The sequence below is a fragment of the Sporosarcina sp. NCCP-2222 genome, from assembly GCF_023168145.1.
Lineage (GTDB): Bacteria > Bacillota > Bacilli > Bacillales_A > Planococcaceae > Sporosarcina.
In genome coordinates this window covers 520040-540914 of sequence record NZ_BQYK01000001.1, presented here as the reverse complement: position 1 = coordinate 540914, position 20875 = coordinate 520040, and the positions used below count along the sequence as shown (strand labels likewise).

The following is a 20875-nucleotide window of genomic DNA, read 5'->3' as shown; positions in this document are numbered from 1 at the left end:
GAAAAAAAGCTGTTCGTCAGTGACGGACAGCTTTTCTTTTTACTACGCATTCTTCTTTGCAGCCGCTTTTTTCCGCGGTGCCGGCTTTTTCTTTTTCGTCTGATCTAGAGAAGCTTGTAGGGCTGCCATTAGATCATTCATATTAGCTGGAGCTGCTGGCTGCTTCTCGCTTGCTGCCACTGTGCGGTTTCCGGATTTTTTCTCTTCAATTAAATCCATTAACGCGGACCGGTATTCATCCGTATATTTTGTTGGATCAAATGCAGTCGTTAATTGGTCAACCAATAACAGGGCGGTATCCAATTCTTTTTGAACAACAGAGTCGGCACTTGGAATATTCGGTACATCCTGCACATTCCGCACCTCATCTGGAAAATGGATGGTTTCCATTAAAAGCGCATCTTTATAGACACGGACTACGGCAAGCTGTTCTTTTGAACGGATAATAATTTTTGCGACCCCGATTTTGCCTGAATCCTGAAGGGCTTTGCGCAATAAGGCATACGCTTTTCCGCCACTCGCATCAGGGGCCATAAAATAGCTCCGCTCGAAATAAATCGGATCTATTTCCTCCAATTTGACGAAGTCGATAATCTCTACGGCTTTGTCTTCATTCTCCTTTTTCAGCTTCTCCAGTTCTTCATCGTCGAGTACGACAAACTTGTTCTTCGTATATTCATACGCTTTCACAATTTCTTCGTTTTGGACTTCCTTTGCACAAACTGGGCATACTTTTTGATAACTGATCGGCGAATGGCATTCTTTATGAAGCTGGCGTAATTTCACATCGTTGTTTTCCGTGGCGGCATGGAGTTTGATCGGAATATTAACAAGACCGAAGCTAATGCTTCCTTTCCAAATGGTATGCATACTGTCACCCGCTTTTTCATTAGTATGGAAAGTGTTTGGAATCCTATGTATATGAAATGATTTATGCCAAACAATAACGTAAACAGTGAGGTGAAATGCATGAAACCAATGCTGCTGACCGACGCAGACAACATCCCGGAAGGCCAAGATTGGATATATGAAACCAAATACGATGGCTTCCGCTGCCTGTTGGATTGGTCAGAAACGTCCATCACGCTGACAAGCCGGAATGGAAACAGGTTAAATGAGATGTTCCCTGAAATTATTCAATTTTGCCATGAAATTCAAGATAAGATAAAGTCTTTATTACCGATTCACCTCGATGGAGAACTTGTTCATCTGCAAAATAATTTTAAAAGCGAATTTGTTGTTGTCCAGACGAGAGGGAGAATGCGGAAAGCGGATGCCATACGCAATCATTCCAGGCGCTTCCCGTGTCATTATGTTGCGTTTGATTTACTGAAATGGAAGGGGAAAGATATTACTGGTGAAACGCTAATGAAAAGGAAGAAGCAGCTACAATCCCTTTTCGCCAAATTAAAATTGCCGTGCTCGGTTAACTATGCCAGCAAAGAGCCCTTGCAGCTCATCGAGGCTACCGAAAACGCCTCTATGATGTGGGAGGCCATTCACATACATAATGGCGAAGGGCTTGTAGCCAAGAAAAAAACAAGTGACTGGTCCAGTGAAAAACGGACACCACATTGGGTGAAGGTGAAAAACTGGAAAACGGTCCATGTCATTGTCACCAAATACGAAGCGGCTAACGGCTTCTTCACAGGCAGCTTGTTCAAAGACCAGCAGCTCCTCGACATCGTGACATTCCGGCATGGTTTATCTGACGATGAATTTCAAGCACTTGCGAGTTTATTCACTTCGAATGGAACGAAAATCGAAGCCGAAACATGGCGGGTAGATCCTTCGATATGTGTGCAGATCAATTGCATTGATTTTGATGGGAAACATTTGCGCGAACCGAGGTTTCACAGTTTCAGCTTTGAATGGAATGCAGAACAGTGTACTTGGAGGCAAATGCTCCGGGAGGTCAATCCGATAGCTGAGACTGTGCCAATCACGCATCCGGACAAACCGGTCTGGCCGAAGATGGGTGTTGAAAAGGATGATTTCTTATACTATCTTCAAGTTGTCTTTCCTTATATAGGACCATTTCTGCACAACAGGCTGCTAACTGTCATTCGCTATCCTCATGGGGTTGTCGGCGAACGGTTTTATCAAAAAAACGCGCCGGATTACAAGCCTGATTTTGTTGTCACAAAGCGAGAGGAAGGCATTGATTATCTCCTTTGTAATGACATCCAGACTTTGCTCTGGCTCGGAAATCAATTGGCGCTTGAATATCATATTCCCTTCCAAACGATTGACACGGCTTGCCCGACAGAAATTGTCTTTGATTTAGATCCTCCTTCTGTCCAGGAATTTTCACTAGCTGTAGAAGCGGCTTTGCGGCTGAAGGTAATTTGTGACCAATTTAAATTGGAAACCTTCGTTAAAACATCGGGCGGGAAAGGGCTGCAAGTATATATTCCTCTTCCATTTGATACATTCACTTATGAGGACACCCGTGTTTTCACCGAATTTGTAGCAGAATTTTTATGTGAGCAGGAACCACAATGGTTCACGACGGAGCGATTGAAAAAAAACAGGGGAAACCGGCTGTACATCGATTATGTCCAGCATCAAGAAGGCAAAACGATTGTCGCCCCCTATTCAACGCGGGGCGGCGAACTGGCCACTGTCGCAACACCTCTGGAATGGCAGGAAGTATCCAGTCAATTGCGACCGGAAATGTTCACCATCCCGACTGTATTGGATCGAATAAAACAAATCGGAAATCCATTTCGAAACTTCAAGGAAGTTGGAGCCAATCAGCCGTTTGAGGAAGTATTGAAGCAGTTGACCGAGTTATGAAAGAAAGACAGAAGGCAGCTGAACATCGAAAACGATGGGCTGCCTTCTTTTCGTGTTGGTGCATTTTTTTAACTTAACAGTTACAGATCATTAAGACATTGCCGTCCGGGTCTTGGAAATTAAAATACGCAAAATCGCCAATCCTCTCGATTTCCCGAGTAACCGTAATTTGATTGTCCTGAATGAATTGATAGGCAGCATCAATATCCTCAACGAATAAATTGAATAGTACATGGGAAGAAGGAGCGAGTGTAAAACCAGGATCGAATGTATGGTCATCCAGTGTCAGACCTGTTTCTCCAGTAACGGGAATATTATGGACCGGTGATTCAATGGTTGCTTCATCAATGGATAGACCGAGAAGATTAGCATACCACTTGACCGACCTCTTCAAATCACTGACATGGATAAACACATTATTGACTTTGCACGCAATGGGTGAAGCTTGTACTGTCATGGGGCAGATACCGCCTTTCGTAGGATTCTTTTATTATTCGACACATCTTCTTTTGTTCCTCTAAATAGTTAAATGATTATAAAGCAGAAATTTTAAGGATTGTTACAGTTGGAAAGTAAGAAGCGGGGAGGCACCGAAGATATCCCGTTTGAATAATATGTACTGACCAAAGTATGAAAGCTGGAGTGGTACAATGAATCAATATTATGGGAATCGAATGCCGATAAACGCAATGCAGCCCGTGAATTGTTATAGCAAGGCGCAAGTTGAATTATGGAATAAAAATCGGCTGCTCTGGCAGCAGCATGTCACATGGACGCGGATGGCGATCACAGCTATTGTTTTCAAAGTGCCTGATTTGAAATACGTACTCGCACGCCTATTGCGCAATGCAACCGACATGGGCGACTCTCTGAAACCTTATTATGGAGAACAAATAGGAAATATATATAGTAATCTTATCTCAGAACATTTGATGATCGCCGCGGATTTAGTAACGGCAGCTGTCAATGGGGAAACGGAAAAGGCGGCACAGAAAGAAAAGGAATGGTACCGGAACGCAGACAAAATCGCTGAATTCCTAAATCAAATCAATCCATACATCGACAAAGAGGCTTTCCGTAAGATGCTGTATTCTCATCTGGCATTGACGAAGCTGGAAGCAGTGTGTATGATTCAAAAGAATTTTGAGCTGGAAGTGCAAGTATTCGACCAGATTGAAGCGGAAGCATTAATGATGGCGGATATGATATCGGAGGGCATATTTAAGCAGTTCCCTTATAGGTTTATTCCTCGATAGAAAGGCAAAGAAGAGAAGCCCAGAGCTTCTCTCCTGTTGCTTTTACTGCCATTTCTCACTACTGTAATAAATGCCTTTGAACCCTCTTAAAGTAGTATATTTCCAAAATATAGTAAAAATAGAATGTACTAAAATTAGTGAAATATTGATAGATTCTATATACTTATTACATGAAGATAATAAGGGGGAGAGAGTATGAAAATAACAAATTACTCAAAAATTGCAGCAAGATATGATGTAAATCAATATAGAGCTAATGAGATTAAATTTGATTATGATTTAAAACAATATATTGAAACCAATAGTAAAGCTGAATATCAGGTATTGGATTTATCTTGCGGAACAGGTCTTTATCTAGAACAACAACAAAAAAATTTTAAAGAGTTTAATATAAAATGGAAGGGGTTGGATTTATCAGAACAAATGTTGGACAAAGCAAAAGAGAAGCTGGAAAATGTCGATTTCGTAGTGGCTAATGTAGAAAATATGCCGTATGAATCAGAAACATTTGATTTTATTTCTAACAACTATGCTTTTCACCATTACATTGATAAGGAACAGGCTATTAATGAGATTTATCGGGTATTAACAAAAGGTGGAATATATAAATTACATAATATAGCAATACACGATATGCCTAAGTGGTGGATTTATCATTACTTTCCAACAGCTTTTAACGAAGATATTAAAAGATATTGGAATAAAGACGTTATTTTTTACGAGCTTTCTTCTAGAGGTTTAGAAGTTAAGTTAAAGATCGATTACAAGATGGAAAATATAATGGTAAAAGATTACATAAACTACGCTGAAAACAGGGATATTTCTGTACTTACTTTAATTGATGATAAAGATTATGAGGAAGGATTAGAACGGATGAAATTCGATTTAAAAGCTAATCCCGAAAAAACTATTGTAAATGATTTTGCAGAAATGTTTTGTACTGCTACAAAAATATAAAGGTTTTTCTAAAGAACGAATTCAGATACCGATGAGATTAATTACTTGTATTGCATCTCTCCAGTTATATTAATGGAAAAATAATTCTCCCAATATTACCTCCAGATTAATGCTTTATTCCGGGGAGGAATAAAAAGCGGATAAAACAAAAACCCTCGCAAACAACGCTGTTAAGCGGATTTCGAGGGTTTTTAGTAATGCTAGTTATTAACGGCTGTAGAATTCAACGATAAGTGCTTCGTTGATTTCAGCAGCAAGTTCGCTGCGTTCAGGCATGCGGACAAATTGTCCAACTTTTTTATCAGCATCGAAAGAAACGTAGTCAGGAACATAGCTGTTCACTTCAAGCGCTTCGTTTACAGCTGTAAGGTTTTGAGATTTTTCACGAAGAGAGATCTCTTGGCCTGGTTTTACGCTGTAAGACGGGATGTCAACGCGTTTGCCGTCAACTAGGATGTGTCCGTGGTTGACAAGTTGGCGTGCTGCACGGCGAGTGCGTGCAAGACCGAAGCGGTATACTAGGTTGTCAAGGCGAGTTTCAAGAAGGATCATGAAGTTTTCACCGTGTTTACCTTGCATTTTACCAGCTTTGTTAAAGATCGTTTTGAATTGGCGCTCGTTTACGCCGTACATGAAACGAAGTTTTTGCTTTTCTTGTAATTGCATTCCGTATTCGGAAAGTTTCTTACGTTGGTTAGGACCGTGTTGTCCTGGTGCATAAGGGCGTTTTTCGATTTCTTTCCCAGTACCGCTTAGCGAAATGCCAAGACGACGGGACAGTTTCCAAGATGGACCTGTATAACGAGCCATGAGAGACTCCTCCTCTAATTGGTTTTATTTTGTTGTAAAATAAGAACCAGAAGTGTTCATGCCGCACGCCATTCTATTATCTTGCATCCTCGCCTCAGCAGCCATGAGGTTACATGATGCACCTTCGAAAAGGAATAGACTGGACAATCCGGAACACACTACTGCTGCAACTATTTTACACAAGTTCCATCATACCGTTCTGGCAACCAACAGTCAAGGAAATTATCATGACAACACGAAGATTGTCGCAATTTATTAATGGCAATTATAGGTGTAATGCATTACTATGGAAGAAAGGTAATAAAGGTACGTTTACGATTGTAGCAGGGGTGACATCGGTATGAATCATCAAACGATTTTATATGAAATGAAATGTGGACTTTTTGATTTGGGTGCCAATTCAATGGAAGGGCTTCCATTGGAACAGACATTTGAGGCGTTGCAGCGTCTGTTCTCATCCCATTTCGGTATCGACCAAGCTGATTTCCTCTTGTATGAAAGCAACCGGTTCCTGCCGGTCTGCAAGCATGGGAAAGAGTCGACAGAGGTACTGTTGTCCAACTACATTGACAGTCGGGAACTTTTTAACGATAAAGAATTCATTGTCCAGATTACAGAACGAGGTTATGGATTTGCGGACGATTATCTTATCTTCCGAAATAAGGAGCTGGATCCGCTTGGTGCAATGCTGTTCCGGTCGACAGATCTATGGCACTCCTTTGCCTCGACTCCTTTACTGCATGAATTGAAAAAGGCAGTCAGTATATTTATCGACCAAGTGGTGAGCCAGCATTCTCTCAGGGAGAAGGAGAAGAATTATAGAAAGCTATTTGAAGTGACAGAGCTGTTCAATGCAACAATGGACAGTGCGGTTATCTTGGATGGCGTTGTAAAAGCGGTCATTCAAACCTTCCCTTCCTTCCAAGTGGACTTGCTTCTATCTCATGAACAGAAAGGGAAATCCTTCTCCTATCGATTGTTTGACTATTTGAATGAGCGAGCTTCCGCGGTAGATGCTTTCTTATCGGGAGAATTGACAATTGAACACGCATCAGACCTGGCCAGAAGCATATTGAATGTTCCAATTAAAGGGCGGCAAGGCATCTATGGCGTTCTGCAGATCATTGCACCCGAAGGTACAGATTTCTCTGCGATGCAGCGAAGCTTTGTACGCATGATATCGAATGCGGCTGGAAACGGGCTGGAAAATGCTTCTTTGTATGACCAATCCCATCGGCTCGTGGAAGATTTGCAGCTAGTCAATGAAGTATCGCGAAATCTTAACAGTAACCTTGAAATGAACGATATGCTTCGTTTCCTTAAACAGCAGCTGATCAAAGCGTTCCAGCCGATGGAAATCGCTTTTGTGTTTTATAAAGAGAATGGAGAGTATGAAATTTCCTCTGTCAGTTCCAATTTCTTTTTTGAACTGGGAGGAGCCGATTATTTAGAGTTTGCCTCGACCCGCTTGCAAGGCGGAGCCGAATCTATATTCGAGGCAAATATTCATCTGGCTGTAAAGGAACCGGTTCGCTTTCCTTTCAAATCACTCGTTTCGATCCCAATCACCCATCAGAAGGAAATGACAGGTTTTGTCCTATTGCTGCATAAAGATGAATACTTCTTTTCTTTTGATAGCTTTAAATTAATGAGGTCCTTGATCGGACACTCCTCTTTAGCCATTTCAAACTCTCAGCTTCGTGATAAATTGCAAGAGCTAGTCGACAAAGACAATTTGACTAAGTTGTTTACAAGAAGCTATTTGGACAACTACATGAAAAAGGCCATGGAGAATAATGAATCAGGTGTATTTATTCTCATTGATGTGGACGATTTTAAAATGGTAAATGATACGTATGGCCATGCTATAGGAGACCAAGTGCTGAAACAGATTGCCGATCTCATCCTCGAAGCAGTGAAAGGAAGGGGTATTGCTTGCAGATGGGGGGGTGAAGAGATTGCTATCTTTCTACCGTCTATCTCCAAACAGAAGGGGATCGATTTTGCCACTGAATTGGTCAGTCTCGTCCCGAAATCGACAGATCCGCAAGTTACGATATCTGTCGGCATGAACAATTGGTCCCTCCATCAGAAAACGTCCTTCAAAGAGTTATTCCAAGATACGGATCAGGCACTTTATAAGGCGAAAAACACTGGGAAGAATCAGCTTGTTGTACATGGCGGCTTTTTAACAAAAGTGTAAGGTTTTTAGTCTCATATTTCATCAGATGGATTTTATAGGCGGGAAGACGCCGTCATTGAATAATTTTTCCTTGACTTTTAATGGGAAGGTCGTAAAAAGAGAAACGAAGATTTCTAACTATTGATAATATTTACAGCTGCATTAGAATTAATCTTAGTTCTGCAAGGGGAGGAGCAAAGGGGAATGATGTAGCTTGTCACAGGACATGGAAAGAGGAGGAGTCATAGGTTGATTCGGAAGGTTACAGCGCTTTTTTTTTGTTGATGTTGGCAGCATGCGGCAGTACAAAAAACAGTGACGGATCATGGATTGAGAATGACATCACGACATCACAATTGTCCAGCTTGCAAAGAGAGTATGACGCAGGCCATCGCGCGGGTCTGAATGATCCGATTCAAGTGTCCAGAGAGTTTATCAGCTCGCTTTCAGGCATCGAGGTGGATGAGTCAGGGGAATCTGTAATTGAGGAGCAAGACGGCCACAAGCAGTTAGCGGTCTATCCATTGACAAATGGCAAATCAATTGAACTGGAGCTTGCCCATCCGAATGATGGGGAGGAAGGGATTTTATACGTGAAGAGGTACCGAATCGTTACGAAATGACGAAAAAGGAGCTTGTTATTGTATAAAAAATTATGTCTGACTTTACTAGTTGTCCTGTCCATGCTGCTGAGCGGAGTTTGGGTGAATGAGGTGCAAGCGGGTGGCAGCATCGATTTTAAATCCGATAACCCGTTATACGATGATAAAGAAGTGCTCAATTACCTGCTGTGGACAATGGATGAGAAGTTGGAGAAAGATGTAGTGAAGTTGCAGGAAGACCTGGGACTATCTGAGAAGGAAATGGACTTTCTTAAAGAGTGGGGGCTAAAAGAAAGATCTTTGGTCATGGAAAGCCTTAATCAACTTTCACCACAGGATCAGCAAGATGCCGCCACTTTTAATAGAATTGCTGAAGATGTCTTTGCGCAGCGGAATCTCGCATTACAGGACTATTTCGGTGAAAGATACACATTGCTGGAAACTTGGATATCGGAATGGTGGAAGGAAGAGGTTGATTATCGGAATCAATGGCTTGCTGCCAGGACGGATGTCAATGCGGATATAGATCGGGTATCTGGAGTTTTTGCGACACAATACAATCCGAATACGAGTGGTGCGTATGAAGTGGCGTTGTCGGATAAGTACGTCAAATTCGCGAATTTAGGATGGATATCAAACATTCCATCGAATTTGCGTACGATCTACGGAAAGGCGCCTTATGTCGTCAACGTATACAATCCGGCAACTGGCAGGTCTGTTCGCAGTGTTAAAGTCGATGAAGTGGGACCTTGGAACACAGACGATAATTACTGGGATGCTAAAAACGGGACGAATCCTCGCAGGAAATTTACCGATTTGCCATTAGGCACCCCGCAAGCCTATGCGGCGTATACGAACGGCCACAATGGCGGGAAGGACCAAAGCGGGCGGAAGGTTCTGAATCCGGCCGGAATTGATTTGACGCCTCGTGTTGCGACGGATTTAGGCTTAAAAAGCCTGCAAAATGCCTGGATTGATGTGAGGTATGAATATCTGCCGTAATGGTAGTTCTTTATAATATAAGTCTTGTCTTCTAAAGTATGGAAGACAAGGCTTTTTCTTTTTCATAACGAAGAGTATAATAGAGAAAGGGGAATGTAAGCGATTTCATTTAATCGAAAGGTGGAGCATACTATGAAACTTCATAAGGACACGGTTGTCATTCACGAGGGGTATGATGACTCGAAACATCATGGAAGTTTGGCAGTGCCTCTCTATCAAACATCGACTTATTCATTTGACACGGCGCTGACTGGGGAAAAGCGGTTTTCAGGTGAGGAGTCGGGCAATATCTATTCCAGGCTCGGCAATCCGACAGTACGTGTGCTGGAAGAGAGAATTACAGTGCTGGAAAAAGGTGAAGGCAGCCTCGCTTTTGGCTCAGGCATGGCAGCGGTCAGTTCCATTCTTGTTCATTTAACAAAAGCCGGAGATCACATCCTGTGCTCCAGAGGCATTTATGGATGTACTTTTGGTTTGCTTTCTATAATGGAAGAGAAGTATGGAATAACGCATGACCTCATCCGAATGATGTCGGAAGAAGAAATAGAGAAAGCAGTAAAGCCTGAAACAGTATGCATTTATGTAGAAACACCGATCAATCCGACTATGGAACTGGTAGATCTGCATGCGGTAGTAGCAGTTGCGAAGCGCCATGGACTCCGTGTCGTCGTTGATAATACATTCACGTCGCCTTATTTGCAAAATCCTTTGGAAATCGGAGCGGACTTTGTATTGCACAGCGCTACGAAATATATTAATGGCCATGGTGATGTGATTGCAGGTCTTCTAGTCGGTAATAATAAGGAAGAAATGGAACGGATCCGCATGTCGGTTCAAAAAGATTATGGAGCGATCATGTCTCCATTTGATGCCTGGTTACTGATACGTGGCTTAAAGACGCTACCTGTCCGGATGGAACGGCACACATTCAATGCTGAAAAATTAATCAAGTATCTAAAAGGAAAAGCTTGTGTGGAAACCATCTATTATCCGTTTGATGAAGAGAACCCACAATATGATATTGCCAAACGTCAAATGAGCGCTGGCGGAGGTTTAATCTCTTTCACAGTAAAGGGAGGGAAAGCTGGGGCACAGCGATTCATGGACAGTTTGTCCCTGATCAAAATTGCAGTTAGCCTAGGAGATGCAGAAACTCTGATTCAGCATCCGGCAACCATGACCCATTCCAGTGTACCGGAAATAGAACGTCTGCAAATGGGCATTACCGATTCACTGCTTCGCCTCTCTGTGGGATTGGAACATGCAGACGATCTGATAGCTGATTTGGAACAGGCATTTGCCGTATTGGAACGGGATAATGTGAAGGCTTGATAAAACAATAGAAAGAAAAGGCGACCATTCAATCAATCGAATGGCCGCCTTTTCTTTATACTAATATTCTATTGATTATAAATGGGAGGCTAGAACTTCTACGAATGCTTCGAGACCTTGGCGGTCATCATCCGTGAAGCGGTCCAGTTCGGGGCTGTCGATATCAAGAACACCGATCAATTCGCCGTCTTTAACGATGGGAACGACTATTTCGGATTGTGATGCTGCATCACAAGCAATATGGCCTGGGAACGCATTAACGTCTTCTACGACTATTGTTTCTTTGCGCTCTGCTGCTGTCCCGCAAACCCCTTTGCCCAGAGGAATCCGGATGCACGCCGGCAAGCCTTGGAATGGGCCAAGCACAAGCTCCCCATCTTCCATTAAATAAAACCCAACCCAATTGATACGGTCGAAAAATACATTTAACAGCGCAGAAGCATTGCTCAAGTTGGCATAACGGTTACTTTCGCCAGATAAAAGAGCATCAAGCTGCTTTGTCAATTGCGAGTATTTTTCTATCGGATCAGATGAATAAGTCACTGTTGTAAACATATAAAACGTCCTCCTTCAATACGATGTTCGCTTCACTCAGTATACGTCGAAAGTCTTTTTTTCTACAAATTTCATGCTTTCTCCAGATGAAAATGTATTTTTCCCTATAAATCATTCATTTATAACGCGAAAACTCTTTAAACATGTTACTATATAAGATAATATCAAATTAGAATGTCTCATTTCAGTGATGCGGAATAGGGGGATCACAATGATGAAATATTTCATCATTCCAATTTTACTTCTTATAGTACTCATAACCATCGCCTTTTTATTCAGGCGTAAACATATAGGTGAAATTAAGCGGTTGGAAAATGAAAAAATGCAAATACAAAACAAACCGATTTTTGAAGAAATGATGAAAGTAAAACAATTGAATATGACGGGTGAGACAGAAGAGAAGTTTGAACGGTGGCGGAATGAGTGGACAGAAGTCATTGATGTCCACATGCCCAATATCGACTCGATGCTGTTTGACGCCGAAGATATGGTTGATCGATTCAAATTTAAAAAAGCGACCCAGACTGAAAAAGACATCCAGGAGAAGATCCGTTACTGTGATAAACGGAAGAACGAAATTCTGGATGAGTTGAATGAATTGATTGGCAGCGAAGAAAAAAATCGAATTGAGATTGAAAAGCTGAAGGAACAATACCGAACGGCCCGCAAGACGTTGCTTGCTCATCAGCATTCCTTCGGCGTTGCGATTGAATCGTTGGAACAAGAACTTGAATCCTTCAATCCGAAGTTTGAAGAATATGACCAACTGACAGATAATGGGAATTATTTATTGGCAAGAGAAATTGTGATCAATCTTTCTGCTAAGGGCGAACGCTTATCCGAGTTGATTCATGATATACCGAGTTTGCTTGTTGAAGTGCAAAATAAGATTCCATCTGCCATTAGAGAGCTGCGTAACGGCACACGCGAAATGGAAGAGCAATACTACAATCTGCAACATCTTGAACTTCCTAAGCAACTTACTGCAATTGAAACGAAACTTGATGAGATAATGGCTAAAGTGAAGCTGCTCGACATTGATACCGTGAAACAGCAAGTGCAGGAGATGAACGATCAGATTGATTCATTCTATGATGCGCTTGAAAATGAAGTCATTGGGAAACAATATGTGGACAGCCACTATGAAAAAGTGTCCGCAGAGCTTGAATCCATGACTCGCATGACAAGGGACATTTCCAATGAAGCTGTCTATGTTCAGCAAAGTTATCGTCTGGAAGAAGATGAAGCTAAAATCCCCCAAACTGCGGTAAAACGCTTGGAAGCTTTGCAAAAGCGTTTTTCTACGCTCGCTTTCATGTTTGAGGAGCAAGGATCTGCTTATACCACTTTGCAGCAAGAGCTGAAAAGCATTGCTGATGAAATGGAGCAGATTGCGGAAGAGCAGGAGAATTTCGCGAACCGGATTAAAAATCTCAGAATTGATGAAAATAATGTACGGACCAAGCTGGCGGACCTATCACGTGAATTGCAGGCGGCGGACCGCAAGCTTCATAAAGCCAACATACCTGGAATTCCAGATGAAATGGACGCAAGGTTGGAGGAAGCGGAAGAACAGATTTTCCTTGTCTCCCAAAGTTTACAGGAAGTGCCGTTAAACATGGCTCTGGCAGAATCGTATTTAAAGAATGCTGAAAAAGCTGTTCATGATGTGAACGAGAAAGTCGATCAAATGCTTGAAAATGTAATGTTGATCGAATTGATCATACAATATGGCAACCGATTTAGAGCTTCAAATCCGATAGTGCATGCACGATTACTGGATGCGGAAGAGTCCTTCCGGCAATTCCGATATGCAAAAGCGCTTGAAGAGGCTGCTACAGCGGTCGAAGAAATGGAACCGGGTGCTATGAAGCGTATTGAAGAAATGTTGAAGGAGCATGTCTAACATTGTTAACATAGCCACCGGCATATATATGCAGGTGGCTTTGTCACGCTTATAATGAGGGATTCCAAAAATTCAGGCGTCTCCAAATTAAAATAAAGGATGTGAAAGAAATGGCCTATTTTGATAATAGTGCAACAACGAGACCCGACGAAGAAGTGTTGAGCTCTTTTGTCGAGGCGAACCGGCGCTTTTTCGCCAATCCCGCTTCCATTCATGGGAAAGGAAGAGAGGCAGAAGCTTTATTGGAGCGATGCAGAGATCAAATCCGCTCTTTAGTAGGCAGCCACGATGCAGAGGTTATTTTCACCTCTGGCGGTACGGAAGCCAATAATTTAGCTGTGATTGGATTTGCCTATGCGCTTCAGTCGAGAGGCTCCCACATCATCACGACGGCCATTGAACATCCATCCGTTCTGAACGCTTGTCACTTTTTGGAACGAAATGGCTTTGAAGTCGATTATTTGCCTGTGGATGAACAGGGCAGGATATCACTTGAACAATTAGCTAAGCTGGTACGAAAGGAAACGACCGTCGTCAGCATCATGCATGTGAATAATGAAATTGGAACCATTCAGCCGATAGAACAGGCCGTGGAAATCGTTCATCAAAACTCTCGAGCGATATTTCATTCGGATTGTGTTCAAAGTTTCGGCAAGCTGCCAGTCAAACTTCATGCAAGTGGGCCGGATGCTATTACTGTTTCTGCACATAAAATCAATGGGTTAAAGAATTCTGGAGTGCTCATGATGAAAAAAGGCATGACACCATCGCCTATTAATTTCGGCGGCGGCCAGGAGAAAGGTGTCCGAAGTGGAACCGTTTCAGTTCCAAATGCAGTTGCTGCTGCAAAGGCGATGCGGCTAAGTGCCGTGAATCAAGAAAATGAAACATACCGTAAATGGCGAAACGACTTGATTCAATTTGTAAACCAATTTGAAGGTGTTCAGGTGATCGCATCACATTGCGGCGCACCCCATATAGTATCTCTCGCTTTTTCGAAAATTAAAGGCGAAGTGGCTGTTAATTATTTTCAGGAGAACGGGATTTATCTTTCCACGTCTAGTGCCTGTTCATCAAAAAGTTCGAATGCTGGTCATGTAATCGAGGCAATTCATTTGAAACAGGAATACAAATTTGGAGTTGTCCGAATCAGTTTTGGAAAAGATAATACCGATGAGGAAATAAAAAAATTCGAGACTGTTTTTTCAGCATTTATGAAACTGCTTGGAAGGGATTTGAAATAGATGGAATGGAATGAGCTGTTAATCCGTTATGGAGAACTATCACTTAAAGGTAGAAATCGTAATACATTTGTACGGAGATTGAAGAAAAATATTCAATTAGCGATGCGGGATCTTCCGACGGTAAAGCTGCAAGCAGAACGCGACCGTATGTTTTTGCATGCAAGTGATCATGATGATATGAGGGAAGCAATTGAACGTCTTCCTTCTATATTTGGCATCCAATCGTTCAGCCCGGTTGCCAAATGTCAGGCAGAACTCGAAGCAATCAAAGCAAAGGCGCTCGACGTCATCGCGTCTGTTGAAACGACAGGCAAGACTTTCAAGGTCGAAATCAAGCGTTCGGATAAATCATTTCCGCTCGTGACAGGGGAACTTCAACAAGAAATTGGTGGCCATGTATTGCGCCATTTCCCTGATCTCGGTGTAAAGATGAAAAAGCCTGATATCCAACTGCTTGTCGATATCCGAAGTGATGGAGCGTTTTTGACAGCTGCGACATATAAAGGCGCAGGCGGCATGCCTGTGGGCTCGAATGGTCATTCTCTGCTTATGCTGTCTGGTGGAATAGATAGCCCGGTAGCAGGCTACTTAATGATGAAAAGAGGCGTGTCATTAGATGCAATCCATTTTGCAAGCCCGCCATTCACAAGTGAGATGGCGCAGAAAAAAGTAATGGATTTAGCCGAGCGACTAGGGACGTTCGGGGCGGATATACGTCTTCATATCATACCTTTCACTGAACTGCAGCAAGCGATTGTCAAGCAAGTGCCAAACAACTTGTCCATGACGACAACAAGAAGAATCATGTTGGAAATTGCGGATAAAGTGAGAGGCGAAATTGGTGCGATGGGTATTGTCACCGGTGAAAGCCTCGGACAGGTTGCAAGCCAGACGCTGGACAGCATGACTGCCATCAATGCTGTGACCTCCACTCCAGTGCTGCGTCCGTTAATTGCATCCGATAAACTGGAGATCATTGATATTGCGCAGCGCATTGGCACATACGATATTTCAATACGGCCATTTGAAGATTGCTGCACCATTTTTACACCGTCTAATCCGAAGACGAAACCGCGTCTCGAGAAAGTAACGCATTATGAAAGCTACTTTGATTTTGCTCCGCTGATTGAAGAGGCAATTGCAAAACGGACGGTAATCAACCAGGCGGCAAAGCAGCCGACTGATTTTGACGATTTATTATAAAAGAAAAAATTACCATAAATCCTCCTGCATGATTTTTTGGATACAGTCCATTCTATAGTCACAAGGAGGTGAGAGACATGTCAAACAACAACAGCAACTCAAACCAACTTCTAGTTCCTGGTGCACAACAAGCTCTTGATCAAATGAAGTATGAGATCGCACAAGAATTCGGAGTGCAACTTGGAGCAGATGCTACATCGCGTGCCAACGGTTCCGTCGGCGGAGAAATCACGAAGCGATTAGTACGTCAAGCTCAATCGCAAATGAACAACTTCACACAACAATAACATGATTCAAAGAAGTCGTCCCGTTTTAAACGGGGCGGCTTTTTCTATCTTCCTTAGCATAGCCGTTTTTTGTTTGTTCATGTGTTTTGAAATCAAAGATAAAATACGGAGTCCGAATATTGATATCAATTTAAAAAGTCCGTATAATTAATGGAAAGAAAAAGGGGGACTATTCTATGAAACGTGAAGAATTACTTGCGCCCGAACAATACAATATCGTTTCCGAATTTGAACGGTATGCAGATGGCAGTGGCAAAGAAGCATTGATTTATGTCAATGCACATGGTGCTGAAGATCGGATTACATACGATCAATTAATGGTAGAAGCCAAAAAGGCAGCAGCCGTTTTCACCGAAAATGGCCTTCAAAAAGGCGATATCGTACTGGTGATGGTTCCGAGAAGAATCGAAGCATATATTACATACATTGGCGCATTAATGGCGGGAATTGCGGTCATTCCAAGCTCGGAAATGCTGAGGGCATCCGACATCGAATATCGCTTAGCACATAGCGGCGCAAAAGCCATCGTCGCTTACGAGGCATTTACGGATCAATTTGCAGAGGTAAAAAATTTGGGTGACGTCCAGCTATTTGTTATCGGAAAAGCAAAAAAAGGCCAGCTCTCATTAACTGAATTAATGGATCAAACTTCTTCCGATTTTTCGCCACCCGATACGAAAGGCTCGGATATGGCATTTCTTTCGTATACGTCAGGCACAACGGGTAAACCAAAGGGCGTTGTTCACACGCATGCTTGGGGCTATGCCCATTTGAGGACGGCAGGAGAAAAGTGGCTTGGCATTCAAGAAGGGGATGTCGTTTGGGCGACCGCTGCTCCAGGATGGCAAAAATGGATCTGGTCACCGTTCCTATCTGTTTTGGGCAGTGGTGCTACAGGACTCGTGTACGATGGGAAATTTGATGTAGTTACTTATTTAAACTTGATCGGAAAATATCAAGTCAATGTGTTATGCTGCACACCGACGGAATATCGCTTTATGGCAAAGGCTGATCAATTGGAGCAATATGATCTTTCGTCCATCCGCAACGCAGTATCAGCTGGAGAGCCTTTGAACCGTGAAGTGATTGATATCTTTGATAAAGTATTCTCCTTGGCTGTCCGTGATGGGTACGGCCAAACAGAAAATACATTGCTTGTCGGTACGATGGTCGGCATGGAAGCGAGACCGGGATCAATGGGCAAACCGACTCCCGGCAATAAAGTGGATATTGTAGATGAAGAAGGGCAGCCTGTGGAGCCGGGCCAGGTCGGAGATATTGCAGTCCATATATCAACTCCCGCTTTGTTCAAGGAATATTTGAACGATCCGGAGCGGACTAAAATGCAGTTCCGCGGCGATTATTATATTACAGGGGATCGGGCAAAACTGGACGAGGATGGCTATTTTTGGTTTGAAGGCCGAGGAGATGATATCATCATCAGCTCCGGGTATACGATTGGACCATTCGAAGTGGAAGATGCGCTCACGAAGCATGAAGCTGTCAGGGAATGTGCGGTGGTGGCAAGTCCCGATGAGGTGAGAGGCAGCGTGGTAAAAGCGTTTATAGTTCTAAGAGATCCTGCCAGAAAAAGCGAAGAAGGTCTTGTGGAAGACTTACAGGAACATGTCAAGAGCTTGACTGCTCCTTATAAATATCCTAGAAAAATCGAATTCATGGACGAACTTCCAAAGACGGCTTCTGGTAAAATCATGCGCGTCGAATTGCGTAAAAAAGAACAACAGTGACATATCAATTGAACCGTTTGCTGCGAAAAGTGGGCAAACGGTTTTTTCTGTTCTTTACGAATAAAAAACTTAGGTCTATAATGACATTATTCTTTCGTGACATGAAATAATAAAGGAGGTCATCTGTCCATGCAAACAGACCGCAATGGTGTCATCTGGGTGGTTGCTTCATTCATCATTTGGGGTTTCATGCCGATTTATTGGAAATACCTCGAGCATGTCAGCAGTGATGAAATTTTAACAGGCCGCATCGTATGGGCATTCCTATCAACCGTCCTTGTGGTTTTACTTATCCGCGGAGGTGGACAACTCATCCACGACTTCCGTCAATTATGGAAGAATCAGCGAAGTTTCTGGAGCTTATTTGCAGCTTCGGTTTTAATAACGTCGAACTGGTTTATTTACATATGGGCCGTCAATCATCATTTTATCGTGCAAACGAGTCTTGGGTACTATATGAATCCCCTCGTATCTGTTTTGTTAGGTGTCTTATTTTTAAAGGAGAAGATGTCCTCAGCCCAAAAAGCGGCATTTGTGCTTGCTGCAATCGGCGTCATCACGATGGTCTTTTTTTACGGGAAATTTCCTTGGATTGCTGTCGGGCTGGCCTTGTCATTTGCGGTCTATGGGTTTATTAAGAAAAACATTCAATTAGATCCTTTGCGTGGGCTGGCAATCGAAACAATGTTCATCTTTCCGTTTGCAGTAGGGTATTATATCTGGTTGTTTATTACAGGTGAAGCCCGTTTCCTCCATGTCAACACGCAGACCGATGTTTTGCTCGTTTTGACAGGAGTGGCAACGGCACTACCCCTTCTTCTCTATGCGAAAGGGGTTCAGCGAATTCCACTTTACTTGTCCGGTTTTATTCAATACATTGCACCGACATTGATGCTGATTATCGGTGTTCTTATGTATCATGAGACGTTCGGACAGCAAGAGTTATTATCTTTCTCTTTCATTTGGGCTGCCCTTATCTTATTTACAACATCCAAAGTGTATGAGACCGTAAAAATGAGAAGAAGACATGTGTGAAAAAAGAACAGGCCAACCGGTACAACCAGGTTGGCCTGTTTTTCATAGATAAATCCGCTGGACCTTCTCCCAAAACGAATTATTTTTCAATTTCACTGTTTTAACAATTTTAGTACTCAGCTCTATTTCGACATTTTCTACTTTGCGAATACCAAGAGCTTCGTTATCCACCGCGACAGACGGAAAATTATTCCCATCCTGATGAACGTGAAGGCGCAGCTTTCGATGGCCGCTGAGTATGAATGGGGATCCTAACGTCCGATAGCTATTGTTATTAACCGAAGCCAATTCTGTCACTTGAAAACATGGCAGTAAAGGATCGATGACGGCACCACGGACTGACTTATTGTAGGCTGCACTTCCGGTCGGAGTCGAGATGATCAGGCCATCTCCTAGAAATGTTTCGAAACATTGTTCGTCAATCAAAATGTCCAAAATGAACGTCCGAATAATATTCGAACGGATACTGAACTCGTTTAGGCAATAGAATGGTTCATGTCCGTCAATCGCCACTTGGAGCAACGGATACCGCCTTACTTCGATTTCGGATCTTCGAATAGATTGAATCACTTCGAGCAGTTGGTTGTAATGGAAATCACAGTACATGGCGTGCCTGCCCGCCGTCAAAATGCCGGCATAGAGGCAGTCTTGCCTGAATCCGGTTTTCCGGACAGCTTGCAAAAAGGTGCCATCAGTACCAAGTGAGATGATGATGTTGGCATCGCTTGGTTGGTCGGTTACAAAAAAGCCTTCATGATGGAGGGCGTCTTTCACAATTTCCTTCTTGGCAAGTGATTCCACATCCTGTTTTGAAAAGATATAAATATTTCTACGGTCGGCCATACAGCAGCCTCCTCTCAAATAATTTGACGGCAATTGAGGTAAGAATGAAACGTTTTATCGTTACTATCGTATAAGATTAATGAATGAAAGGAAAGGGGTTGCTATTATGAACAGCAAAAGATGGATTGCGATAATTGCAGCGGCAGCATTACTTGTGGTATCAATTGGCGTTAATTCGTTATCGTACATATTTACGAGGGATTTCACTTCGTTTTGGGACAGTATTAACGATCCTTCAATGCTTACAGAGAATGTAATTGAACAAGGTAGAGGAAGCGAAAGGATTGCTGTCTTGTCTCTTGATGGCGTTATTCAGGATGTACCGAGCTCTCTTTTTAGCGATGCCGGTTACGATCATCAGTTTTTCATGAGCCAGCTCGATTCGATCTATGAAGATCCAACGGTAAAAGGAGTTGTTCTGGTTGTCAATTCCCCTGGCGGAGGTGTCATGGAATCCTCCGATATCTACGATGCGATCCGGTCCATCCAGACGGACAGAGAGATTCCATTCTATGTTGCAATGGGCGGCATGGCAGCTTCGGGAGGATATTACGTCTCGGCGCCTGCTGAGAAAATTTTTGTCCATCCCGAGACCATAACAGGTTCGATCGGTGTCATTATGGAAAGTGTCAATTATGCGAAGCTGGCAGAGAAATACGGAATTGATTTCAACACGATTAAAACAGGACCGTATAAGGATATCATGAGCGGCTCCAGAGAAATGACCGAAGAAGAACGCAATATGCTACAAGAAATGATCAACGATTCCTATGAGCGATTCGTTGATATCGTAGCGGATGGCCGTCATATGTCAGTCGAGGATGTGAAAAAAGTGGCTGACGGACGAATTATGAATGGCCGTCAAGCGATCGAGGCGGGTCTTGCGGATGAAGCAGGAAAACCGGGCGATGCCATTGTAGCAATGAAAGAAGATTTCGGCCTGGAAGATGCATCCGTATTTGAGTACGCCTCATCAGACAGTTTTGGTTCGCTGTTTGGAGTGAAGTTGGATGGCTTGTTTGGTCGCAATGTAGAGACGGAACTGATCGGCAAATTATTATCCGACTATGATGCACCACAAATGATGTACTTATATGGTGAGAAATAAGGAGGG

General features: G+C 42.8%; 19 protein-coding genes. 14 read left to right on the top strand and 5 right to left on the bottom strand.

The features are described 5' to 3' along the window. Nucleotides 1-42: 42 nt before the first annotated feature. Entirely contained in the window at nt 43-870 is an 828-nt protein-coding gene (gene ku / locus NCCP2222_RS02855) for a non-homologous end joining protein Ku (protein ID WP_248509433.1), read from the bottom strand. 99 nt (nt 871-969) lie between these two features. Between ku and NCCP2222_RS02850 the strand changes: the two genes are divergently transcribed. Then, complete coding sequence (locus NCCP2222_RS02850) at nt 970-2799, top strand: DNA ligase D (protein ID WP_248509432.1); 1830 nt, start codon at nt 970-972, stop codon at nt 2797-2799. 73 nt (nt 2800-2872) lie between these two features. Here NCCP2222_RS02850 and NCCP2222_RS02845 read toward each other — a convergent pair whose 3' ends face one another. Then, nucleotides 2873-3256 carry a VOC family protein gene (locus tag NCCP2222_RS02845; protein ID WP_248509426.1) on the bottom strand — a complete coding sequence of 128 codons (384 nt, stop codon included), beginning with the start codon at nt 3254-3256 and terminating at the stop codon, nt 2873-2875. Nucleotides 3257-3449: 193 nt separating this feature from the next. On the opposite strand from NCCP2222_RS02845, the gene NCCP2222_RS02840 reads away from it, so the two are divergent. Next, nucleotides 3450-4055 carry a hypothetical protein gene (locus tag NCCP2222_RS02840; RefSeq protein WP_309295937.1) on the top strand — a complete coding sequence of 202 codons (606 nt, stop codon included), beginning with the start codon at nt 3450-3452 and terminating at the stop codon, nt 4053-4055. A 195-nt stretch (nt 4056-4250) separates the two neighbouring features. Then, on the top strand, nt 4251-5012 hold the full coding sequence (locus NCCP2222_RS02835) for a class I SAM-dependent methyltransferase (protein ID WP_248509424.1): 762 nt from the start codon (nt 4251-4253) through the stop codon (nt 5010-5012). Between the two features lie 207 nt (nt 5013-5219). Here the strand turns inward: NCCP2222_RS02835 and rpsD are convergent, their stop codons facing one another. Beyond that, entirely contained in the window at nt 5220-5822 is a 603-nt protein-coding gene (gene rpsD / locus NCCP2222_RS02830; RefSeq protein WP_248509421.1) for a 30S ribosomal protein S4, read from the bottom strand. A gap of 340 nt (nt 5823-6162) precedes the next feature. Here rpsD and NCCP2222_RS02825 point away from each other — a divergent pair, with 340 nt between their 5' ends. The 4 genes from NCCP2222_RS02825 (at nt 6163) to megL (ending at nt 10940) form a co-directional block, all read left to right on the top strand. Then, complete coding sequence (locus NCCP2222_RS02825) at nt 6163-8025, top strand: sensor domain-containing diguanylate cyclase (protein ID WP_248509416.1); 1863 nt, start codon at nt 6163-6165, stop codon at nt 8023-8025. Nucleotides 8026-8282: 257 nt separating this feature from the next. Further along, nucleotides 8283-8627 (top strand): hypothetical protein, encoded by a 345-nt coding sequence (locus tag NCCP2222_RS02820; RefSeq protein ID WP_248509408.1) that lies wholly within the window; start codon nt 8283-8285, stop codon nt 8625-8627. An 18-nt stretch (nt 8628-8645) separates the two neighbouring features. Next, nucleotides 8646-9608, top strand: a complete 963-nt coding sequence (locus NCCP2222_RS02815) for a hypothetical protein (RefSeq protein WP_248509406.1) — start codon at nt 8646-8648, stop codon at nt 9606-9608. A gap of 132 nt (nt 9609-9740) precedes the next feature. Continuing rightward, nucleotides 9741-10940: a methionine gamma-lyase gene (gene megL, locus NCCP2222_RS02810; protein WP_248509404.1), complete on the top strand. Its 1200-nt coding sequence runs from the start codon at nt 9741-9743 to the stop codon at nt 10938-10940. A gap of 75 nt (nt 10941-11015) precedes the next feature. On the opposite strand, the gene NCCP2222_RS02805 is transcribed toward megL, so the two are convergent. Continuing rightward, on the bottom strand, nt 11016-11495 hold the full coding sequence (locus NCCP2222_RS02805) for a GAF domain-containing protein (RefSeq protein WP_248509402.1): 480 nt from the start codon (nt 11493-11495) through the stop codon (nt 11016-11018). 214 nt (nt 11496-11709) lie between these two features. Here NCCP2222_RS02805 and ezrA point away from each other — a divergent pair, with 214 nt between their 5' ends. The 6 genes from ezrA to rarD all read left to right on the top strand — a co-directional run bounded on the left by ezrA (nt 11710) and on the right by rarD (nt 18918). Next, nucleotides 11710-13401, top strand: coding sequence for a septation ring formation regulator EzrA (gene ezrA, locus NCCP2222_RS02800; protein WP_248509777.1), 1692 nt, complete (start codon nt 11710-11712; stop codon nt 13399-13401). 110 nt (nt 13402-13511) lie between these two features. Continuing rightward, nucleotides 13512-14645, top strand: a complete 1134-nt coding sequence (locus NCCP2222_RS02795; RefSeq protein WP_248509400.1) for a cysteine desulfurase family protein — start codon at nt 13512-13514, stop codon at nt 14643-14645. Continuing rightward, on the top strand, nt 14646-15848 hold the full coding sequence (thiI, locus tag NCCP2222_RS02790; protein WP_248509398.1) for a tRNA uracil 4-sulfurtransferase ThiI: 1203 nt from the start codon (nt 14646-14648) through the stop codon (nt 15846-15848). Nucleotides 15849-15925: 77 nt separating this feature from the next. Continuing rightward, a complete protein-coding gene (locus tag NCCP2222_RS02785) occupies nt 15926-16135 on the top strand; it encodes an alpha/beta-type small acid-soluble spore protein (protein WP_248509394.1) in 210 nt (69 codons plus the stop codon). A 176-nt stretch (nt 16136-16311) separates the two neighbouring features. Beyond that, the gene (mbcS, locus tag NCCP2222_RS02780; protein WP_248509392.1) at nt 16312-17883 is read left to right on the top strand and encodes an acyl-CoA synthetase MbcS; all 1572 of its coding nucleotides are present in this window, start codon (nt 16312-16314) and stop codon (nt 17881-17883) included. 129 nt (nt 17884-18012) lie between these two features. Continuing rightward, nucleotides 18013-18918 (top strand): EamA family transporter RarD, encoded by a 906-nt coding sequence (gene rarD, locus NCCP2222_RS02775; RefSeq protein ID WP_248509390.1) that lies wholly within the window; start codon nt 18013-18015, stop codon nt 18916-18918. 42 nt (nt 18919-18960) lie between these two features. On the opposite strand, the gene NCCP2222_RS02770 is transcribed toward rarD, so the two are convergent. Then, nucleotides 18961-19761: an NAD kinase gene (locus tag NCCP2222_RS02770; RefSeq protein ID WP_248509388.1), complete on the bottom strand. Its 801-nt coding sequence runs from the start codon at nt 19759-19761 to the stop codon at nt 18961-18963. A 106-nt stretch (nt 19762-19867) separates the two neighbouring features. On the opposite strand from NCCP2222_RS02770, the gene sppA reads away from it, so the two are divergent. Then, nucleotides 19868-20869, top strand: a complete 1002-nt coding sequence (gene sppA / locus NCCP2222_RS02765; RefSeq protein WP_248509386.1) for a signal peptide peptidase SppA — start codon at nt 19868-19870, stop codon at nt 20867-20869. The last annotated feature ends 6 nt before the right edge of the window (nt 20870-20875 follow it).

What these genes read in the sequence shown, in the direction of transcription:
- ku (WP_248509433.1), bottom strand. Translation starts at nt 870, where the DNA reads ATGCATACCATTTGGAAAGGAAGCATTAGCTTCGGTCTTGTTAATATT.
- NCCP2222_RS02850 (WP_248509432.1), top strand. Translation starts at nt 970, where the DNA reads ATGAAACCAATGCTGCTGACCGACGCAGACAACATCCCGGAAGGCCAA.
- NCCP2222_RS02845 (WP_248509426.1), bottom strand. Translation starts at nt 3,256, where the DNA reads ATGACAGTACAAGCTTCACCCATTGCGTGCAAAGTCAATAATGTGTTT.
- NCCP2222_RS02840 (WP_309295937.1), top strand. Translation starts at nt 3,450, where the DNA reads ATGAATCAATATTATGGGAATCGAATGCCGATAAACGCAATGCAGCCC.
- NCCP2222_RS02835 (WP_248509424.1), top strand. Translation starts at nt 4,251, where the DNA reads ATGAAAATAACAAATTACTCAAAAATTGCAGCAAGATATGATGTAAAT.
- rpsD (WP_248509421.1), bottom strand. Translation starts at nt 5,822, where the DNA reads ATGGCTCGTTATACAGGTCCATCTTGGAAACTGTCCCGTCGTCTTGGC.
- NCCP2222_RS02825 (WP_248509416.1), top strand. Translation starts at nt 6,163, where the DNA reads ATGAATCATCAAACGATTTTATATGAAATGAAATGTGGACTTTTTGAT.
- megL (WP_248509404.1), top strand. Translation starts at nt 9,741, where the DNA reads ATGAAACTTCATAAGGACACGGTTGTCATTCACGAGGGGTATGATGAC.
- NCCP2222_RS02805 (WP_248509402.1), bottom strand. Translation starts at nt 11,495, where the DNA reads ATGTTTACAACAGTGACTTATTCATCTGATCCGATAGAAAAATACTCG.
- ezrA (WP_248509777.1), top strand. Translation starts at nt 11,710, where the DNA reads ATGAAATATTTCATCATTCCAATTTTACTTCTTATAGTACTCATAACC.
- NCCP2222_RS02795 (WP_248509400.1), top strand. Translation starts at nt 13,512, where the DNA reads ATGGCCTATTTTGATAATAGTGCAACAACGAGACCCGACGAAGAAGTG.
- thiI (WP_248509398.1), top strand. Translation starts at nt 14,646, where the DNA reads ATGGAATGGAATGAGCTGTTAATCCGTTATGGAGAACTATCACTTAAA.
- NCCP2222_RS02785 (WP_248509394.1), top strand. Translation starts at nt 15,926, where the DNA reads ATGTCAAACAACAACAGCAACTCAAACCAACTTCTAGTTCCTGGTGCA.
- mbcS (WP_248509392.1), top strand. Translation starts at nt 16,312, where the DNA reads ATGAAACGTGAAGAATTACTTGCGCCCGAACAATACAATATCGTTTCC.
- rarD (WP_248509390.1), top strand. Translation starts at nt 18,013, where the DNA reads ATGCAAACAGACCGCAATGGTGTCATCTGGGTGGTTGCTTCATTCATC.
- NCCP2222_RS02770 (WP_248509388.1), bottom strand. Translation starts at nt 19,761, where the DNA reads ATGGCCGACCGTAGAAATATTTATATCTTTTCAAAACAGGATGTGGAA.
- sppA (WP_248509386.1), top strand. Translation starts at nt 19,868, where the DNA reads ATGAACAGCAAAAGATGGATTGCGATAATTGCAGCGGCAGCATTACTT.